Source organism: Paenibacillus polymyxa M1 (genome assembly GCF_000237325.1).
Taxonomy (GTDB): domain Bacteria; phylum Bacillota; class Bacilli; order Paenibacillales; family Paenibacillaceae; genus Paenibacillus; species Paenibacillus polymyxa_C.
In genome coordinates, this window is record NC_017542.1 from 882,764 (window position 1) to 901,911 (window position 19,148).

Sequence of the window (19,148 nt, forward strand, 5' to 3'; positions counted from 1 at the left end):
GAGAGGTGAGTATCGGATGCAACGCGAATTAACTCGGACGGCTACCGGAACGGCTTCGACTTGGGCTTCGCTCAAGCAGGAAATTATTGAGGCAGCTCCAGGGCTGGGTATCGACTCCATCGGGTTCGCATCCGCCGATCCCTTTCTGTCTCTGAAAGCTATATTGGAAGAGCATCGTGCTAAAGGCTATGAGTCCGGCTTTGAAGAGCCCGATATTGATAAGCGCATCTATCCGGAGCTGTATGGCTCGCAGCCTGCATCCCTGATTGCCATTGCGGTGGCGTATCCTTCCAAAATGAAGGACCCGCCGAAGTCGGACAAGGGCAAGTACCGTGGTATTTTGGCGCGTTCAGCCTGGGGTAAAGATTATCATCTGGTATTGCGTGAAGCGATGGAAAAGCTTGAGGCTTTTATAAGTGAGCGGGTACCTGATGCAGTGTTAAAAAACATGGTGGATACCGGAGAACTGTCGGATCGAGCTGTTGCGGAACGCGCAGGGATTGGCTTTAGCGGCAAAAATACGATGATGATTTCACCGACACTGGGATCATGGATTTATCTGGGGGAGCTGTTGACGAACATTCCTTTCCAGCCAGATGAACCGGTTACGGATGGTTGCGGAGAGTGCACCAAATGTTTGGATGCATGTCCTACCGGCGCGCTTGTAGGTCCGGGACAGCTGAATGCCCAGCGGTGTGTGTCCTTTTTGACGCAAACCAAGGGCTTTTTGGACGAGGAGTTTATGCTGAAAATAGGGAATCGGCTGTATGGATGTGATACGTGCCAAATCGTATGTCCCAAAAATCGAGGCCTTAACTGGGATCATCATCCCGAGCTTACACCCGATCCTGAAATTGTGAAGCCGTTGCTGCTACCGTTACTGGATTTGAGCAATCGCGAATTCAAAGACCGATTTGGTCAAAGTGCGGCGGCCTGGCGGGGGAAGAAGCCGATTCAACGCAATGCAGTCATTGGTCTTGGCAATTTCAAGGATGTTAGCGCGGTGCCCAAATTGACGAAGGTTTTATTGGATGATCCGCGTCCCGAGCTGCGAGGCACGGCGGCGTGGGCTTTGAGTCGAATAGGAGGGGAAAACGCTATGACAGCGATCAAGCAAGCATCAGAGAAAGAACAACATGAGCAAGTACGCGAAATGATCGCACAGGCGCATTCCAAGCTAGAGGAACAAGAGCAGGCAGAGCAGCAAACTTCTGCTGAATTAAAGGCGGAGGATTCACAGGGTCCAACTACGATTTATTATGATGAAATGGAGACGCCTGTGGGCACTCTGACGCTGTGTGCTACGGATCGTGGGCTATGTCGAATTGACTATGGCTCTTTTTATGCGAAGGAAGCATTGCTTCAGCAATGGGCCCGGACATGGGTCGGGGAATATGTCTATGTACAGGAGCCGGAAAAGCTGCGCGAAGCTGCAGAACAACTACGTGAATATTTTGCGGGAGAACGACGGGAATTCAGTATAGCCTATGATTTGAGAGGCACTCCTTTTCAAGAGCAGGTATGGCGCGCACTGCAAAATATTCCGTACGGACAAAGTGTGTCCTATCAAGATGTTGCAGAATCGATCGGACGAGCCAAAGCGGTACGTGCTGTCGGCGGAGCCAATAACAAAAATCCATTGCCAATCCTGTTTCCATGTCACAGGGTATCAGGTGCAAATGGAAGTTTGGTCGGCTATGCCGGAGGCTTGCCAGTCAAGATGAAGCTGCTGGAATTGGAGAAGGAATAAGGACATATGTTTGCAAAAAGTAATTTGCTAGCTGTCCCATGTTTTGCTATGATAGGTTCGTGTAATTCAAGATGTTTCATATAAATATACAGAGGTGACGACTTCGTGGTGTGGAATATTGTCATTCCGATTATTACCCTGATTGTTGGCTTGGTCGGGGGATTTTTCATCGGTGCTTATTATCTTCGCAAACAGCTTGAAAAGATGCAAAACGACCCTGAAACGCTGCAAAAAATGGCCAAACAGATGGGCTACAACCTGAATGGGAAACAGATGCAAAAAGCCCAGCAGATGATGAAGAACCAACAGTTCTCCAAAAATCAGCCTGGTGCGCGTAAAAATCAGGGCCGTCGGAAATAATGAGCAACGTGAGCACGGATGCCGCATGAGGTTGCTGCATAGAGGAGGATTACTGTGGCTGGCGTAAAAGATTATATTAACCGCAAAGCTGCGGATAACCGGGATAAAATCGAGTACCATGTGGAGCAGATTTTAAAACTGATCGGTGAGGACCCCAAGCGTGAAGGTTTGTTGGAAACACCGGCACGCGTTGCGCGCATGTATGAGGAAATATTTGCGGGTTATGAGGTTGATCCACGGGATGCGCTGGGTGTGACATTTGACGAGAATCACGAGGAGCTTGTAATCGTGAAGGATATTGTCTATTACAGTCAGTGTGAACACCATATGGCTCCTTTCTTCGGAAAAGTGCATATCGGCTATGTACCCAGCGGTAAAATTGTAGGACTAAGCAAGCTTGCCCGTTTGGTGGAGGCGGTGACCCGCCGATTACAAGTACAGGAGCGTATTACATCGCAGATCGCTGATATTCTAAATGAAGCGGTCTCCGCTCACGGAGTTATGGTGGTCGTGGAAGGCGAGCACTTATGCATGTGTGCCAGAGGCGTCAAAAAGCCTGGCAGCAAAACGGTAACGTCTGCAGTGCGCGGCACGTTCCGTGATAATGCAGCACAACGCGCAGAGTTCTTGTCCCTGATTAAGGAATGATTGAACACGGCGTGATAGGATGAAAAAAAGGGTGGTCTACGCATAGGCGTAGCCGCCTTTTTTTGTTAACATCAGAAATAGAGAAAATACATCGCTGCTGTGAAGAATGAAATGGAACAATGGCAGCATAGCTGCTTGAAAGTTACGATTAGCCTATGGATAACAGTTATTTTTAAGATAGGGGATAACGTATGGATCATATACATAGCTCAACAGAAATAACAACAGCATTGCCTGCGTTGCAATGGTTGGAAGCGCCACTGACGACTACGCAGGAAGACGTATTGTTTCCGCTGGCTTGGGAGGAGCTAGCTTGTCGGCAAGTAGGGAAAGGAGCTGCGCCCATTTTGCATTTATGGCGGCATCCGGGGGCGCTTGTGATTGGTCACCGGGACCGCAGGCTTCCCAACGCCCCACAGGCGATGGAGCGGGTGCGCAGCTCAGGAACGTCGGTATGTGTGCGTCCTTCAGGCGGAGCAGCCGTCATGCTGGACAGGGGGGTACTGAACCTGTCCTTGATCCTGCCGAATCCGCAGCGGGCCATCAGCCTGCATGAGGATTTTCGGCTCATGGCAGGGCTGATTGCCGATGCGCTGGCCCCGTGGTCTGTAGAGGCGCAGACCGGAGAAATCATCGGGTCCTTCTGTCCCGGGGACTACGATGTGAGCGTTGGGGGACGCAAGTTTTGCGGCATTGCGCAGCGGCGTCAAGCCAAGGCGTATATCATCACAGCATTTGTGATGATTGAGGGCCGCGGAGCAGAGCGTGCACAGGCGGTGCAGCAGTTTTATCGAGAGGCGGCCGGGGGGACGCCTGAAGGCGTGCAGGAGCCGGATTATCCCCGAGTGAATCCGGCAACGATGGGCAGCCTGGCAGAGCTAGCTGGTGTGCCGTCTGTCGAGGCGTACACAGCATCGCTGCGCCGTGTGGTCGAGAGCCGGTCTGCCATTTTGCCTGCCGATGGCTCGCTGGTGCAACCGGAAGGATTGGCAGAACAGATGGCAGCGCTGAGAGAGCGGTACGATTTGCAGGTGTAGTTTGTTTTAGCTTAGAATGGTTGCCATCTTAGCTTGGAGGCTTGAGCATAGCGCGCCTCCACCTCAGGCCAGTTGACGACATGCCACCAATCTTCGATGTATTTATTACGTTCGGCCTGATGCTTTAAGTAATATGCGTGTTCCCACACATCGATCGCCAGCAGCGGAATAGACTCCCATTGAGTCAGGTTCTGGTGCTTTTCGGCCTGCAAAATTTCAAGCCGCCCGGAGCGCGGGCTCCATACCAGGATAGCCCAGCCGCCGCCCTCGACCTTTTCGGCTGCCGAACTAAATTGCTTTTTGAAGGCATCGTAGCTGCCAAAATCCTTTTTAATCTGTTCAGCCAGCGGTCCGCTTGGGTTTCCACCGCCTTGAGGACTCATGATCGTCCAAAAAAGAGTATGCAGATAATGACCTGCCCCGTTAAATGCCAGTTCACGTTCCCAATGCTTTGCGAGGTCAAAATCACCTGTTTTTCGGGCTTCTTCCAGTTTCTTTTCCGCTTTATTCAGATCATTCACATAGCTCAAATGATGCTTGTTATGGTGAATACGCATCGTTTTTTCATCAATGTACGGTTCAAGCGCATTATAAGGGTAAGGAAGCGGAGGGAGCCGATGTCCCCCAATAGGGACCGGGCGACCGACTAAGGATTTTTCCGCTGCTGAAGGTTGCGTCTGACCGGACTGGACGCCTTTAGTAGCCCCAGAACCTTCTCCTCTCATGCTGGCATGCCTCTCTCGAAACGCTTGCTCCGGGTAATCCTCACCCTCTGCCGCTACATGATACAACCCAGTGGCTCGTGCGATGGAGCCGGGCTCTTGAAAGGGAGTTGTCGAAATCAGGAAATATTGACTTTCATGTGCTGCGTGTATTACAACTCCGGCGGATTTTGGCTGTTGACGCAATGCATGACTGTGCTCGGTCAGCAAACCTAGCTGCCGTACATATTCCTGTGATTGACGGTTCGCAGTTTGCAGCAAATCGTCCAGTCGACGATTTAATTCTTGAGAGGCAGGCTGTGAATTCAAGCCTGATTCGGACAACGGTTTCTCTCCAGTTGCTGATGCGTCTGATCCCCTTGAATGGGCTGATGATTCATCCAGCTGGTGTGTATGAGCTTGGGGAGCAGACGACGCTTTTTTCTCCTGATGTTGCCATGCTTGTTCTACCGGGTCAAGCGCGCTCCGTTGCTCTTCAAGCAGCTCTATGGCGGCCCGTTCCGTTTGTTCAAATACGGTTCGCCAATCATCCAGCAGCCGCACATAAGCAGGTTCTAGCCCTTCAGTAGCGGATTTAATCACTTCCACATGCCAACTTTCCTGCTGCTTCCAATGACGGATTTCCTCCAGCACACGTAAGGGCAGGAAAGACCCATAAGTACTCAGCATCGTTTTTACCTCCCGTATCCCACTATGGCTATCCGGCAGATCTAGCAGATCTGTCCTGGATGCATATGTACCCAGTATATTCGCCGTCTCATCGGGAATATGTCTATGAACTTCCTTCATCAGGTTATACCTTTTTTGCAGAACAATAATTAATCGTGGAAAATAAAAAAAGAAGCCTGTCTACGGCACGGGTTAAGTGTCCATAGGCAAGCTTCTTCAAGGCGATGAAGGCTTATATCGAAAATAATTCTTTACTTCGTAGTCGTTTGTTTCTGGGCAGTAGCCGTAGTTTTCTTGTCCTCCAGCTCCTGTACACTGCTTAAAAATGTCGATACCCGCCGTAAATATTCACGAGGATGCTCTCTGAAAATAAGCTCATGTATCCCGTTTTTGACAATCCATACACTGGAAAGTGGGTTGGTCTGATTGGCAGCGAGCTTTTCCGCAATGGGGTAAGGAGCCTTTTCATCCTGTGTACCATGCACAAACATGATTGGAAACGGATAGTCCTCCTTTTTTACTTCCTGATATGGAATCTGATGCAAACTGGTGCCGTTCAAGACTGGAAACAGCAACTCCAGTATTTCCAAAGATGGATGTCTCGGCAAATTAATTTGATTGTGAATGTTATGGTAGAGCGTATCCGGTTCCAGTAGGAAGGTGCTGTCCAAAATCATCGCGTCCACATCTTTGGTTTGCAAACCCGCCTGAAGAGCGGTTCCTGCTCCCATAGAGAAGCCCCATACAATAATTTCCGACGAGCCGCGTTGTTTTGCAAGCTGGATGGCCCCAAGAAGCTGTTGGGATTCTGCCTTGCCTCCGGTTGCGACGGCCTTGCTGTTTTGTGACGCAAATCCGTAATCGAACATGACCACATTAAAGTTCAAGCTATGGGCATAATGCGCCAGATCATACATGGGAATCCAGCTTTCTTCACGGTTGGCTCCATAGCCATGACTGAAAATAATCGTTTTCCGCGATTGATCTGCCGGGATATACCAGCCTTGTACCATGCGGCTACCATCCTTGGCTGGGAAGCTGACTTCCTCATAAGGCATACCTTTGGCCTGCATCGGATTAGAGTATAATGGCGCGACGGTGGGATTCGTAAGCACCCAGGCGATGTAAGCATGCAAGGCAATAAAACAAAACAACAGAAAAAATACGACCGACAGCAGCAGAGCAATCACAACGTGCTTGAACCGCAGCATACGGGGATTAAAGAGTGGGGTGGACGGCTCCTGAACAGCGGTCTGTAGCTGAGCGTTGCGCTGGGATGTCGAAATCATGTAAGAGCCTCCTTATATAGAATTGATCTTCGAATCATAAAATTTAGGTATAATTCCACTTGAAAATAGTAGGGTATGTCCGTATAGATACCTATTATCGTATGATGGGTATTATCCAAAGTCAACGTCTGAACCGGAAAAGTAAAAATGATGCAAAGAATTGTCGATGTTTGTTCTTGTTCTGTAATATGGTTGTCACAAAAACATCGGTTTACAGTAGCCGCGACTATTCTATATAATTTATGTAACCATGTTTCATAGTGTGAAACGAATATGGATACAAGAGGAGCGGTTCACGATGGAAGACCGTAAATTAACCGTCCGCGCTGTAGAGCGTGCACTTGATATACTGCTGTGTTTTACCGCAGAATCTGATCTTGGTCTAACGGAGATTGCCTCCCAAATTGGTCTACATAAAAGCACCGTTCATCGTCTTTTGACTACGCTAGAGGATCGGGGATTTGTCGTTCGGAATGCCGAAACGGAAAAATATCGGCTTGGTTTTCGCATATGGGAGCTGTCGACGCATCTGTCCCAAAGCGATGAGCCGGCGGTGTTGTTACAGCCTGCAATGGAAGGACTGCGTGATCGCTTAGGGGAGACGGTCAGCTTGTACCTGCGGGATGGAAGCATGCGTATTCGCATACAAGCCGTGCAGAGCAATCAGGCGATCCGCAGGGTTGCTCCCGTGGGAGCGCGTATGCCGCTGGCTGTGGGAGCCTCCAGCAAGGTGCTGGCGGCCTTTATGCCGCCACAGGAGCTGGAGGTACTGCTAAGCAGTGAAGAATGGCCTCCCTCGGTAGATCCTGAGGTATATAAAGCCCAGCTGCAGGACATTCGTGAGAAGGGGTATGCGACTAGCTATGAAGAACGTGAGCCAGGAGCTGCGGCTGTGGCCGCGCCTATTGTGAACCGAAAAGGACAGGTCGCGGCGGCATTATCTGTATCCGGCCCGGTCAGTCGACTTGCACCCGAGACGCTGCATGATTTTGCTCCGGTTTTGATCGAAGCAGCTAAGGAAATGGGGCTTATGCTCCCGTAACAGTAATCAATACAAAAGGAAATCATACAAGGGTTGCCAAAGCTATAAATTTAAAGTAGTCTGATAGAGATGGCGGATGTCTGTTATAGCCGCCAATTCATGTGAATAGAAAGTATCACAGTTACTGGGGGAGCCTGTAATGCGGGCTGAGATGGAATCGGGCAAGATTCCGGACCCTTTGCACCTGATCTGGATCATACCAGCGTAGGGAAGTAATCGGCCATTGAAATGTATACGCAGCTGCTGTCTGCGGTGACGCATAGGGTTTTATTCCATGTGCGCACTGTCTGGATAGCTGCCTCGTTTGATTAGCCGGTTCCCTAGGGAACCGGCTTTTTTGCATAGATCAGCGCCACCCTCGGAATGGTTCCGGATCGGTGTGTCACTTCAACGATACGGGAGGAATGGATCATGAAATCAATGGAAACCGAAGGAACAAAAGAAACAGGAGTGAAATCAACAGCAGTAGAGAAGACAAGTACGGAGCAAGCCAGTAGGGTTAATTCTTTCCCAGGGAGCCGCAAGGTGTATATTCAAGGTTCTCGGCCGGACATTGCCGTGCCAGAGCGTGAAATCGCACTGCATCCCACACATACGCCGCAGGGAATAGAGTATCATGAGCCACTGCGTGTGTACGATACCAGCGGTCCGATGACAGATGAAGCCTATCAGGTGGATATTCGTCAGGGCTTGCCACCATTACGGCGAGCTTGGGCACTGGAACGGGGGGATGTGGAGGCTTACGACGGCCGCGCCGTCAAGCCGGAGGATAATGGACTGAAACCCGGCTCCAAACGGGAAACAGTGGAATTTCCCGGCGTGACCAACCGTCCGCTACGGGCTTCACAAGGACGCACTGTGACGCAAATGCATTATGCGCGGCAAGGGATCATTACGCCTGAAATGGAATTTGCGGCGATCCGTGAAGGAGTGGAGCCCGAGTTTGTGCGGCAGGAGTTAGCGGCTGGACGAGCCATTTTACCTTCAAATATCAATCACCCGGAAAGCGAGCCCATGGTCATAGGGCGCCATTTTCACGTGAAGATCAATGCAAACATTGGAAATTCCGCGGTTACGTCCTCCATCGAGGAGGAAGTGGAGAAGATGACCTGGGCTGTACGCTGGGGCTCAGACACCGTCATGGACCTGTCCACAGGTCGTAATATCCATACGACACGCGAATGGATTATTAGGAATTCACCCGTACCGATTGGGACGGTGCCGCTATATCAGGCACTGGAAAAGGTGAACGGCGAAGCAGAGAAGCTAACGTGGGAGCTGTATCGAGACACACTGATTGAGCAGGCGGAGCAAGGAGTGGACTATTTTACAATTCATGCGGGAGTATTGCTGCGATATATACCGATGACGGCGAATAGAATGACGGGAATTGTATCCCGGGGCGGGTCGATTATGGCAGCTTGGTGCCTTGCGCACCATCAGGAGAACTTTTTGTATACGCATTTTGAAGAAATCTGTGAAATTATGAAAACCTACGATGTGGCCTTTTCTCTCGGGGATGGTCTGCGTCCGGGTAGTATCTATGATGCGAATGATGAAGCACAATTTGCAGAGCTGGAGACGTTGGGCGAGCTAACGCAAATCGCATGGAAGCATGATGTCCAGGTCATGATTGAAGGGCCGGGACATGTCCCTATGCACAAAATCAAGGAGAATGTGGATTTACAAATGGAAATTTGTAAGGAGGCTCCCTTTTATACTTTAGGGCCGCTGACGACGGATATCGCACCAGGATATGATCATATTACCTCAGCTATCGGGGCGGCCATGATCGGTTGGTTCGGGACGTCCATGCTGTGCTATGTTACGCCGAAGGAGCACTTGGGTCTGCCGAACAAGGATGATGTCCGCGAGGGAGTTATTACCTACAAAATTGCCGCACATGCTGCCGATCTGGCGAAGGGCCATCCACGTGCACAGCAGCGGGACGATGCTTTGTCCAAGGCGCGTTTTGAATTCCGCTGGCGCGATCAGTTCAATCTTTCGCTTGACCCTGAGCGGGCCTTGTCCTACCATGATGAAACACTACCGGCAGAGGGGGCCAAGGAAGCACACTTTTGCTCGATGTGCGGTCCTAAGTTTTGCAGTATGCGTATCACACAGGACATTCGTGCCTATGCGGCAGATAAGGGACTGAATACCGAGGAAGCCGTCGTCGCCGGGATGCGTGAGAAGGCAGAGCAGTATCGGGATGGCGAGCGATAAATCGGTAGCGATACGAAAGTCAATCAACTGGGAAGCCTCAACAAATAGTACAGTTAAGCTCGTCAGAGGTTTATTTCCATGAATGTATGAGTTTAGGTTTAGAAACGCGTGAGATAGCAAAAAGCCGTGGTTCTCTACAGTCGATGTAGAAAACTACGGCTTTTCAGCTTATGTAAAGCGAGATATGCACCGGATTAACGGAGCTTTATTTTTTACCCATTTTTTCATTCAAAATGTCCTGAAAGCTGAGCTTCTTCTCCGAGCTATCTTCTTTCTTCTGCATACTCACCGCGTTGGCACGTTGGTATTGGTGGTGAAAGGGCATCAGGGTGTGGACAGTTAAGTTCATTGTATTCATGTGGGTCATTCCTCCAATTCCATATTGTCAAATTCAGATTGAGTTGCTTAGGACGTCTGTATAGGACTATTTATATGTACTTGATGTCGTAATGCCATGTAGGTTGCTTGGTAAGGTTTCAATCATTATACCCGCATTTATCCAAAGTAAAACGCTTTTGCCATAAAACAGGAAGATGGTCGTATGTGTCCAAAATGTGTATTAGGAGGATGGTCATTTTAGGGGAAAATGTGCCTAGGGCCTAAACAAGGGCTAGAGGCCCGTTTTCTTAGTTTAGTAGTCGGGATTGTGTTTTTTTGTCGAATAACCTTGTATTAGCGGAATTTTGCGGAATTCTAAGCTTGGACTAAGGCAGTCTGGTGGCGAATTAAAGTGTCAAAGTTGTATTGACTTTATGTTGGGTAGTAGATACCATGAACTGGTTGTCAGCGTATTTTGGCAAGAAGAGTCAGCCAATCCATCTGGCAATTCATCCGTTGAAATGTTAGAGAGAGGATTAGAGCATATATGAAAAAAAGTATTGCAGATATCGTATTTATTATTCTGGGTGCGTTTTTTTTCGCGCTGGCTGTTAATCTGTATGTGATCCCGAATGAGTTTGGCGAGGGGGGCGTTACAGGGGTCACGATCATCTTGTACTACCTGTTTCAGTGGTCTCCCTCGATCGTCAATCTGGTGATTAATGGCTTGCTGCTGATTGTTGGATATAAATTTTTGGACAAGAGAACGACCTTGTACACTATAATTGCGGTCGCATTTAACTCATTGTTTTTGCATTTAACGGTCAACTGGCGGATTGATTCGCATGAGCCGACGATTAATGCTGTATTTGCCGGAGTTTTGGTAGGGGTTGGAATTGGCTTAATTGTACGGGTCGGTGGTACAACGGCAGGAACCGTCATTTTAGCCCGGATCGCCAACAAATATCTGGATTGGAATATCAGCTATGCCTTGTTGTTTTTTGATCTGATTGTTGCATTCTCTTCCTATTTTATTATTGGTCCGGAAAAATTGATGCTGACTATCGTTATTTTGTACGTTGGTACGAAGGTGATGGACTTCATGATTGAAGGATTGAATCCGAAAAAAGCGGTCATGATCATTTCGGAGCACCAAGATAAAATTGCCGAGATGGTCATTACGCAAATGGACCGTGGAGTTACCGTCCTGTCAGGCCACGGATATTACACCAAAAATCCAAAAGAAGTCCTATATATCGTCATTAGTAAACAAGAGGTGTCCGCGCTTAAAAAGATTGTGAAAGCTATCGATACAGCAGCGTTTATTACCATTCATGATGTACGGGATGTGTTCGGAGAGGGCTTTTTGGATATTTCGAAGTAATTGGCAAGCGAAGGTAAGAGAATAAGAGAACATGGTTGGAAGCCGGTCCTGAGTGGGTCGGCTTTTTTTCATTTAGCAGTGGGAATGTCCTTTACTAACCGCTTAGTTGGTTTGAAGTAGGATTAGGACAAGAAGTTAATGTGTATATGGTACTCGCCTCTTTTTTTTCCACGATGATTAGTTTTATTATTTCTCTCTTACTAAGCCAGGGAAGTAAAAATATAGACTGCTGATCTGTGTATCATATAAATTGTTTAGCTCTAATAAGGAGGATTTTCATGCGAAGTAGATTAAATATTTTAAATTTATTTTCCATTCTTCTTTCTATTGTGCCCTTCAGTATCTACTTGTTTATCTATCCGACAATGCCGAGAAATGTAGCAATCCACTACAATTTCAATGATGTGGCTGATCGTTTTGTTGACAAATCCTCCCCTGAAGTATGGTTGTTGTGTGCACTTAGCTTCATAGCTTTTGTAATTATGCTTTTTCTCCAGCCTTTTCTCAGACGTCAGTTCAAGAGCGAAGAAAGTTCTACAATCATGAAAAGCCTGCCTGGTCTCTTCACGCTTCTTATAACCCTAGTGTTCTCAATCCTTGGCATATGTTTTCTTTTGAAGGCTTGAAGAATGTAAAAAATCCCCTCTCAATTGCAGTTTACACCGCATTTGGGAGGGGATTTTCATGATTCAATCGGTCATTACGCTTGAATCATTTGACGCAATACGGTTTGCAAAATACCACCGTTGTGGTAGTAGTCGATGTCGACGGTGCTGTCCAGACGGGCAGTGACCGGGAATTCGAACTTGGTGCCATCCTCGCGTTTGGCTACAACCGTAAGTTCTTGACCTGGTTTCACGTCATTGTCAATGCCGAGAATATCGAAGGTTTCGCGACCATTGAGACCCAAGCTGGACCAGCCATAGCCTTCCTGGAATTGCAGCGGCAGTACACCCATGCCGACCAGGTTGCTGCGGTGAATCCGCTCGAAGCTTTCAGCAATGACGGCTTTAACACCTAACAACAGTGTACCTTTGGCCGCCCAGTCACGGGAGCTACCTGTGCCGTATTCCTTGCCGGCAATGACGATCAGGTTCTGATCGGCTGCCTGATATTTCATGGACGCATCATAGATGGACATTTCCTCATCTGTTGGCAAGTACTTGGTTACACCGCCCTCGGTGCCTGGAGCTACATTATTGCGGATACGGATGTTGGCGAATGTACCGCGCATCATGACTTCATGGTTACCGCGACGAGAGCCGTAGGAGTTGAAGTCCTTGCGTTCAACACCATGCTCCTTCAAGTACAGTCCTGCCGGGCTGGAAGGGGCGATGTTGCCTGCTGGCGAGATGTGGTCAGTCGTGACCGAATCATTCAGCAGGGCAAGTACACGGGCATTACGGATTTCCTTGATATCCTGCACACCATCTTGAAGTCCTTCAAAGAACGGCGGATTTTGAATATAAGTTGAGTTTTCATCCCACTCATACAATTCGCCTTCAGGAACCGGAATGGAATTCCATTTCTCGTTGGCTGTAAATACATTTTCGTATTTGCGGCGGAACATATCCGGGCTGAGAGACAGGCTGATCGCTTCTTTGATTTCTTCGGAAGAAGGCCAGATATCTTTCAGGTAGACAGGCTGATTGTCCTGATCGTAACCGAGTGGATCGTTCACCAAATCAATATTTACCGTGCCGGCGAGAGCATAAGCGACTACCAGTGGCGGCGAACCAAGATAGTTGGCTTTGACCTGCGCATGCACACGGCCTTCAAAGTTCCGGTTGCCGGAAATGACTGCACCAACGGTCAGATCATGGTCTGTAATGGCCTGGCTCACTTCGTCAGGAAGTGGACCGGAGTTACCGATACAGGTCGCACAGCCGTAGCCTGCCACATGGAAGCCGAGGGCTTCGAGTGGTTCGATCAGCCCGGCTTTTTGCAGGTATTCCGTTACAACAAGGGAACCTGGTGTCAAGCTTGTTTTAACATAGCCTGGCTTTTTGAGCCCGCGTTGTACTGCCTTTTTGGCGAGCAAGCCCGCGCCTAGCATAACGCTTGGGTTGGAGGTGTTCGTGCAGCTTGTAATCGCTGCAATCACGACTGAGCCAGTGCCCAGCTCGCTGGTGGAGCCGTCTGGATGGGTCAGTGGAACTTTCTGTGCGATCTTTTCATCGCTCAGTCCATAGCCGCCTTTGTCTACCGGGGTACGGATAATGCCTTCGAAGGTTTCTTTCATGCGGCTGAGCTCAACACGGTCCTGCGGACGTTTGGGTCCGGCGAGACTCGGTACAACCGAAGCCAGATCCAGCTCAATCGTATCGCTGAACACAGGGTCTGGGGTATCGGCTGTGCGGAACATGCCTTGAGCTTTGTAATATTCCTCTACGAGGCTGACTTGCTCATCGGAACGTCCGGTGCTGCGCAGGTAAGCCAGCGTTTCGGCATCAACCGGGAAAAAGCCGATCGTTGCGCCGTATTCCGGTGCCATGTTGGCCACAGTCGCACGGTCAGCCAAGCTGATGTTGGCCAGACCTGGGCCGTAAAATTCTACGAATTTCCCGACCACGCCTTTTTTACGCAGCATTTGCGTAACTGTTAGCGCCAGGTCCGTAGCGGTAGCACCTTCTGACAGACTGCCTGTCAGTTTGAAGCCGATCACATCGGGAGTGACAAAATACAACGGCTGCCCCAGCATACCGGCCTCTGCCTCAATCCCGCCGACACCCCAGCCCACAACACCCAGCCCGTTAATCATCGTCGTATGGGAGTCCGTTCCCACGAGGGAATCTGGGAAGACCACGGTTTCGCCGTCGATGGTTTTGGTCGCGGCTACGGAGGCGAGATACTCTAGATTAACCTGATGAACGATACCAGTGGACGGCGGCACCGCACGGAAGTTATTGAATGCCGTTTGCGCCCAGCGCAGAAAACGATACCGTTCTTCGTTGCGTTCAAACTCTACATTAATATTGTAGTCCAGCGCGTCACTGGTACCGAATGCATCAACCATAACCGAGTGGTCGATTACGAGATCGACGGGAACGAGCGGGTTGATTTGTTTCGGATCGCCGCCCGCTTTTTTCACCGTATCACGCATGGCCGCCAAATCGACAACCACCGGGACGCCTGTAAAATCCTGAAGCACAATACGTGCAGGAATGAACGGGATTTCCTTGTTGGTGTCACGATCCTCAGCCCAGCCTGTCAGCTGCTGCACATGTTCCTCAGTAATGGCGCGTCCGTCAAACTGGCGAACCGCAGCTTCCAGCAACACTTTAATGGAGAAAGGCAGCTTGGCAACACCGCTTTTTCCTTGTTCCTCCAGTGCCTTAAGACTATAGTAGCGATAAGGCTTCCCGTTAACTTCCAAGCTACGGGCAATGGAGAATTGATCTTTTCCTGACATAAGTATTACCTCCTTGAAGTGGATGCTTGCGGGAAAATAGGGATGTCTTTTTTCGACGTCTTGCACAATTTGGTTTTAATTGGTTGCGTTCTCAATTTCATCTTCAGCGGTTCATCGTAAGTTAAGAGGTTGAGATGAATGTAATTCGTTTCATTAGATGAAACATGATTTCAAAATGATTGCTTTTGGATTAAGTATACCGTTTTCAGACGGTTCCGTAAAGTTTTTTTGACCTAAATTATGCGTGTCAGACTGGAAAATAAAACGTTCCGTTCCCCCGCGTTTTTCGATGTTCATACCAAGCTTTAGAGATTCATACTTATAGATAGAGAGCATATCAGACCAGAGAGGAAAGAAAGGAAGTTATATATCGGCGAGGTTATCCCCGAATAAGGATAGCAAGACGAAAAATGGAGGGATAGGGATGGGGGAGCGGGAATGGAAACAGGCCCTTTTTGCTTACGTGAATCAGTACAATCGCAGTGAGGTAAATGGTGTACCACAGCCGGATGAGTACCTGGAGGTGGGCCAGCGAATGGAGCGGGCAGCACGTGCGGCCAGGTTGGAGCAGTGGTACAGCGAACGGGACGCTGTTCCCCTACGCAGCGAGACACGCGCCAAGCCGATACGAATAGTGCAGGATACTCCGGATGAGGCAGTGGTCGATGTACAACTTCATGTGCGGCTCTTTTATGAGAAGGGCGGGATGACTCACCGGGAGGATCGGATTGAACGGGAGCGCCTGACGTTTACACGCGAGGGTGAAGCCTGGCAGGTGACGAGGATTGAGCGTGATCCGGCAGAAAGAAAGCCAGCTGGAGGAGAGGTTCCTTTCGAACAAGCGTCGTTTAATCAGGGAGGAAGTCTGCCGCTGCTAAATCGTGGTGTGCTGGGCTTCGGTTCATCAGCACGCCCCAGTCGATATCGCCGTGAAGAAGCAGCGGCCTATGCAGATCAGTGGTGGGATAGTTTTAACCCGGAGTTTGAGGCTTTTGATGTGGATTGCACCAATTATATCTCGCAGTGCCTCTTTGCAGGTGGTGCACCGATCCACTATACTGGTAAAAGAGAATCGGGCTGGTGGTATAAAGGACGGGTTGCCGGACGTGAGCTGTGGAGTTATAGCTGGGCGGTTTCCAACAGTCTGGAACGGTATTTGGGCTCCAGTTCCTGGGGGTTGACCGCAGAGCAGGTGAGTCGACCGGAGCAGCTCATGCTGGGGGACGTCATTTTTTATGATTGGGATGGTGACGGAACTTTCCAGCACAGCACGGTGGTAACGGCCTTTGATGCTGGCGGCATGCCGCTAGTCAATGCACATACGGTAAGCTCCAGACATCGTTATTGGGACTATAAAAATTCGTATGCGTGGACGGACAATACGGTATATCGCTTTTATCACATCGCCGACTATTTTTAAATGAGATGATGGATAACAGGTACAGGGAAGCAAATCAGGCACAATGACGAAAGCAAGAAAGCGGAGGATAGGCATGGCAAATCAAAAATTAACCGTAGGGCTGGTGTACGGTGGTAAATCGGGCGAACATGAGGTATCGCTGCAAACGGCGTATGCGGTAATGAACGCTTTTAACTATGAGAAATACGAGATTATTCCTTTTTATATTACGAAGGCTGGCGATTGGCGTAGAGGGACGCTGTTAAATGCGCCTCTGACTACTGTAGAGCAATTGAAGCTGGAGCATGCTGAGGGCGGCACCAAGGCGGCATTAGATACGTTGTTCGGCAAGCTGTATGGAGAGCAGACACTGGATGTACTGTTTCCGCTGCTGCACGGCACCTTTGGCGAGGACGGAACGATTCAGGGTCTGTTCGAAATGGCGGATATGCCCTATGTCGGGGCAGGAGTGCTGGCTTCGGCAGCAGGTATGGATAAAGGCGTCATGAAGAAGCTGTTTGAGCATGCAGGATTGCCGCAAGTGAAATACTGCTATTTTAATAGTACACAGTGGGCACAAACCGGTCATGACTTGGTGCGTAACATTGAAACTGAGCTAGGTTATCCTTGCTTTGTCAAACCAGCCAATCTGGGATCAAGTGTCGGTATTTCCAAAGCGAGTAACCGAGAAGAACTGGAAAAGGCTGTAGATCTGGCTTTGCAATTTGATCTGAAGGTGATCGTGGAAGAGTACGTCGATGCCCGTGAGATTGAGGTCAGCGTACTTGGTAATGATGAGCCGATTGCCTCGGTACCGGGTGAAATTGTGTCGTCGAGTGATTACTACGACTATGCTGCCAAATATACCGATGGTCAATCGGAAATGCTCATTCCGGCACCACTGGACGAGGAAGTGGCAGATCGTATCCGTGAATCCGCATTGCAAGCTTTCCGCGCTCTGGAAGGTTGCGGGATTTCCCGTGCAGATTTCTTCGTCAGACGCTCAGATGGACATATCCTTATTAATGAAGTGAATACGATGCCTGGCTTTACACCGTTCAGCATGTATCCATTGTTGTGGAGAGAAACCGGCGTATCCTATGTAAATCTACTGGATCGCATGATTGCTCTTGCACTGGAGCGTTATGAGCGCCGGTCGGCACTTCACTATGAGAACTCATAAACGAAAAAAATGAAGGGGAGCTGATCACTCTCCTTTTTGTTCATATATATTGATGTACTTGAGCATTTTACCAAACCCTTAAATATGAAAGGTGGCGGCTAGACATGGGCTTTCAAACTGAATTTAACTCGGTGTGCAAATTCAAGAGCGAACAAGAACTTTATGAACTGCTGGAATATGGACGTGGCAAAATGGTTAAATCCGGACTGCGTGTTTTTCCGACAGGACAGAAGGTCATCGCATACAGCGTGGACAACGTGGCAGTAGCCATCGTTCAGATTGTGGGCTGTATCGCCGAAATCAATTTCCAAGGTGACGAAGTGACCGAGGTAGAAATGACTCTCATTCGTAAGCTGAATGAAGAGGAATCAAGAATTCAGACCGCATTGGCGGATGAAATGTTTTTTGGAATACAGCAGCAATCCTAGCTGTTTGTTTCTTACAGTTTTGTGCAATACACCGAATCAGCAGGTGCTTTTCCGGGTATGATCAGTAGAAAAGGGGTTTAGGTCACAGAATGAAAGCGGCCTTGCCATCTACTGCAAACTGCTGAAAGGAAGGACATCTATGATCGTAAGGTTCGGATATGTTGCCATGTCAGTCACCGTGCAAAATGCATCCCCTTCTAAAACTATGACCATGGCCAGCTTTAACAAGATCGGAGACCGAGAAGCGGCGATCCGCAAGCTAGAACGGATTGCAGCCGAAAATCTCCATAATACATTGAGGCTACTGCGTCATAATCGTGCGAGTGATATTCAGGTCTATCGTTTCTCATCCAAGCTGATTCCGCTTGCGACCCATCAGGATCTGCGGGACTGGGACCCGTTTGAGGCGCTTGCCGCTGATTTTGCAGAGGTGGGGGACTATGTCAAGGCGAATAAGATGAGGGTATCGTTTCACCCCGATCATTTTACAGTGCTCAGCACTCCCCGTCCTGAAGTGTTGCAGAGCTCCATTAATGATCTGAAGTACCACGTGGCGATGCTGGAGGCCATGGGACTTGGTGCCGAAGCCAAGAACAACATTCATATTGGTGGTGCCTACGGAGATAAGGTGACCTCAGGTCAACGTTTTGTAGAGCAAGTGAATGCCCTGGATCTTTCATTAAGACAACGGTTAACATTGGAAAATGATGATAAAACGTTCAATGCGGTGGAAACACTGGAAGCTTGCAAAATAACGGGCTTGCCGATGGTTCTCGATATTCATCATCAATGGGTCAATAACGAGGGGGAGAAGCCGTGGGAGCTTTGGCCGGATATATTGGATACCTGGAAAGGGGAATTGGCTCAAGCCGGATCTTCTACTGATCATCCATTGCCGCCCAAAATTCATGCCTCCAGTCCTAAAAGTGAAAAAGACCCTCGTGGTCATGCAGACGGTGTTCTGGTGGAGCCGTTGCTGACCTTTCTGCGTAATATTGCTGGATATACGGATCGGATTGATGTCATGCTTGAAGCCAAACTTAAGGATGAAGCATTGTTCGGATTAATGAATGAACTGCGTCTTCAGGAAGATAACGGGGTCAAAGTGTTGGATGGGGCTTCCATAGAAATTACGCCTTAAAAAGTAGTATTTTGCGGATAAAGCTTCCATATGGAGAAACTTTATGAAGCTTATTGTGTATACTAGAATGTGTAAACTAGCAAACTTGTACTGAAACAGAGATGGTTAAGAGACTGTCTGGAGGGCAGATTCGTAAACCA

The 19,148-nt window shown here is 49.0% G+C and carries 16 protein-coding genes and 1 riboswitch; of the genes, 12 read left to right on the forward strand and 4 right to left on the reverse strand.

What is annotated here, in order from left to right; genetic code table 11:
* The first annotated feature begins 16 nt into the window (after positions 1-16).
* The 4 genes from queG (at position 17) to PPM_RS03950 (ending at position 3,795) form a co-directional block, all read left to right on the forward strand.
* Positions 17-1,750, forward strand: coding sequence for a tRNA epoxyqueuosine(34) reductase QueG (queG, locus tag PPM_RS03935; protein ID WP_014599480.1), 1,734 nt, complete (start codon positions 17-19; stop codon positions 1,748-1,750).
* Positions 1,751-1,855: 105 nt separating this feature from the next.
* Positions 1,856-2,110 (forward strand): YneF family protein, encoded by a 255-nt coding sequence (locus tag PPM_RS03940; protein WP_013369414.1) that lies wholly within the window; start codon positions 1,856-1,858, stop codon positions 2,108-2,110.
* Between the two features lie 54 nt (positions 2,111-2,164).
* Positions 2,165-2,758 (forward strand): GTP cyclohydrolase I FolE, encoded by a 594-nt coding sequence (gene folE, locus PPM_RS03945; protein ID WP_013369415.1) that lies wholly within the window; start codon positions 2,165-2,167, stop codon positions 2,756-2,758.
* Between the two features lie 191 nt (positions 2,759-2,949).
* Entirely contained in the window at positions 2,950-3,795 is an 846-nt protein-coding gene (locus PPM_RS03950; protein ID WP_013369416.1) for a lipoate--protein ligase family protein, read from the forward strand.
* Positions 3,796-3,806: 11 nt separating this feature from the next.
* Here the strand turns inward: PPM_RS03950 and PPM_RS03955 are convergent, their stop codons facing one another.
* Positions 3,807-5,186: a Fe-Mn family superoxide dismutase gene (locus tag PPM_RS03955; RefSeq protein WP_043921439.1), complete on the reverse strand. Its 1,380-nt coding sequence runs from the start codon at positions 5,184-5,186 to the stop codon at positions 3,807-3,809.
* A gap of 251 nt (positions 5,187-5,437) precedes the next feature.
* On the reverse strand, positions 5,438-6,475 hold the full coding sequence (locus PPM_RS03960; RefSeq protein ID WP_014599482.1) for an alpha/beta hydrolase: 1,038 nt from the start codon (positions 6,473-6,475) through the stop codon (positions 5,438-5,440).
* A 298-nt stretch (positions 6,476-6,773) separates the two neighbouring features.
* On the opposite strand from PPM_RS03960, the gene PPM_RS03965 reads away from it, so the two are divergent.
* Positions 6,774-7,517 (forward strand): IclR family transcriptional regulator, encoded by a 744-nt coding sequence (locus PPM_RS03965; RefSeq protein ID WP_013369419.1) that lies wholly within the window; start codon positions 6,774-6,776, stop codon positions 7,515-7,517.
* A 116-nt stretch (positions 7,518-7,633) separates the two neighbouring features.
* A riboswitch (TPP riboswitch) is annotated at positions 7,634-7,745 on the forward strand.
* A gap of 183 nt (positions 7,746-7,928) precedes the next feature.
* Positions 7,929-9,743, forward strand: coding sequence for a phosphomethylpyrimidine synthase ThiC (thiC, locus tag PPM_RS03970; protein ID WP_013369420.1), 1,815 nt, complete (start codon positions 7,929-7,931; stop codon positions 9,741-9,743).
* A 205-nt stretch (positions 9,744-9,948) separates the two neighbouring features.
* Here the strand turns inward: thiC and PPM_RS29550 are convergent, their stop codons facing one another.
* Positions 9,949-10,101 carry a hypothetical protein gene (locus tag PPM_RS29550; RefSeq protein WP_010348453.1) on the reverse strand — a complete coding sequence of 51 codons (153 nt, stop codon included), beginning with the start codon at positions 10,099-10,101 and terminating at the stop codon, positions 9,949-9,951.
* A gap of 507 nt (positions 10,102-10,608) precedes the next feature.
* Here PPM_RS29550 and PPM_RS03975 point away from each other — a divergent pair.
* Together PPM_RS03975 and PPM_RS03980 are read left to right on the forward strand one after the other, a co-directional pair.
* Entirely contained in the window at positions 10,609-11,445 is an 837-nt protein-coding gene (locus PPM_RS03975; RefSeq protein WP_013369422.1) for a YitT family protein, read from the forward strand.
* A 278-nt stretch (positions 11,446-11,723) separates the two neighbouring features.
* Entirely contained in the window at positions 11,724-12,071 is a 348-nt protein-coding gene (locus PPM_RS03980; protein WP_043885873.1) for a DUF1648 domain-containing protein, read from the forward strand.
* Between the two features lie 74 nt (positions 12,072-12,145).
* Here PPM_RS03980 and acnA read toward each other — a convergent pair whose 3' ends face one another.
* Positions 12,146-14,857, reverse strand: coding sequence for an aconitate hydratase AcnA (gene acnA / locus PPM_RS03985; protein ID WP_013369423.1), 2,712 nt, complete (start codon positions 14,855-14,857; stop codon positions 12,146-12,148).
* Between the two features lie 424 nt (positions 14,858-15,281).
* On the opposite strand from acnA, the gene PPM_RS03990 reads away from it, so the two are divergent.
* The 4 genes from PPM_RS03990 to uvsE all read left to right on the forward strand — a co-directional run bounded on the left by PPM_RS03990 (position 15,282) and on the right by uvsE (position 19,008).
* Positions 15,282-16,277 carry an amidase domain-containing protein gene (locus tag PPM_RS03990; RefSeq protein WP_013369425.1) on the forward strand — a complete coding sequence of 332 codons (996 nt, stop codon included), beginning with the start codon at positions 15,282-15,284 and terminating at the stop codon, positions 16,275-16,277.
* A gap of 73 nt (positions 16,278-16,350) precedes the next feature.
* Positions 16,351-17,439, forward strand: a complete 1,089-nt coding sequence (locus PPM_RS03995) for a D-alanine--D-alanine ligase (RefSeq protein WP_013369426.1) — start codon at positions 16,351-16,353, stop codon at positions 17,437-17,439.
* Between the two features lie 104 nt (positions 17,440-17,543).
* Positions 17,544-17,867 (forward strand): hypothetical protein, encoded by a 324-nt coding sequence (locus tag PPM_RS04000; protein ID WP_013369427.1) that lies wholly within the window; start codon positions 17,544-17,546, stop codon positions 17,865-17,867.
* A 139-nt stretch (positions 17,868-18,006) separates the two neighbouring features.
* Positions 18,007-19,008 (forward strand): UV DNA damage repair endonuclease UvsE, encoded by a 1,002-nt coding sequence (gene uvsE, locus PPM_RS04005; protein WP_013369428.1) that lies wholly within the window; start codon positions 18,007-18,009, stop codon positions 19,006-19,008.
* The last annotated feature ends 140 nt before the right edge of the window (positions 19,009-19,148 follow it).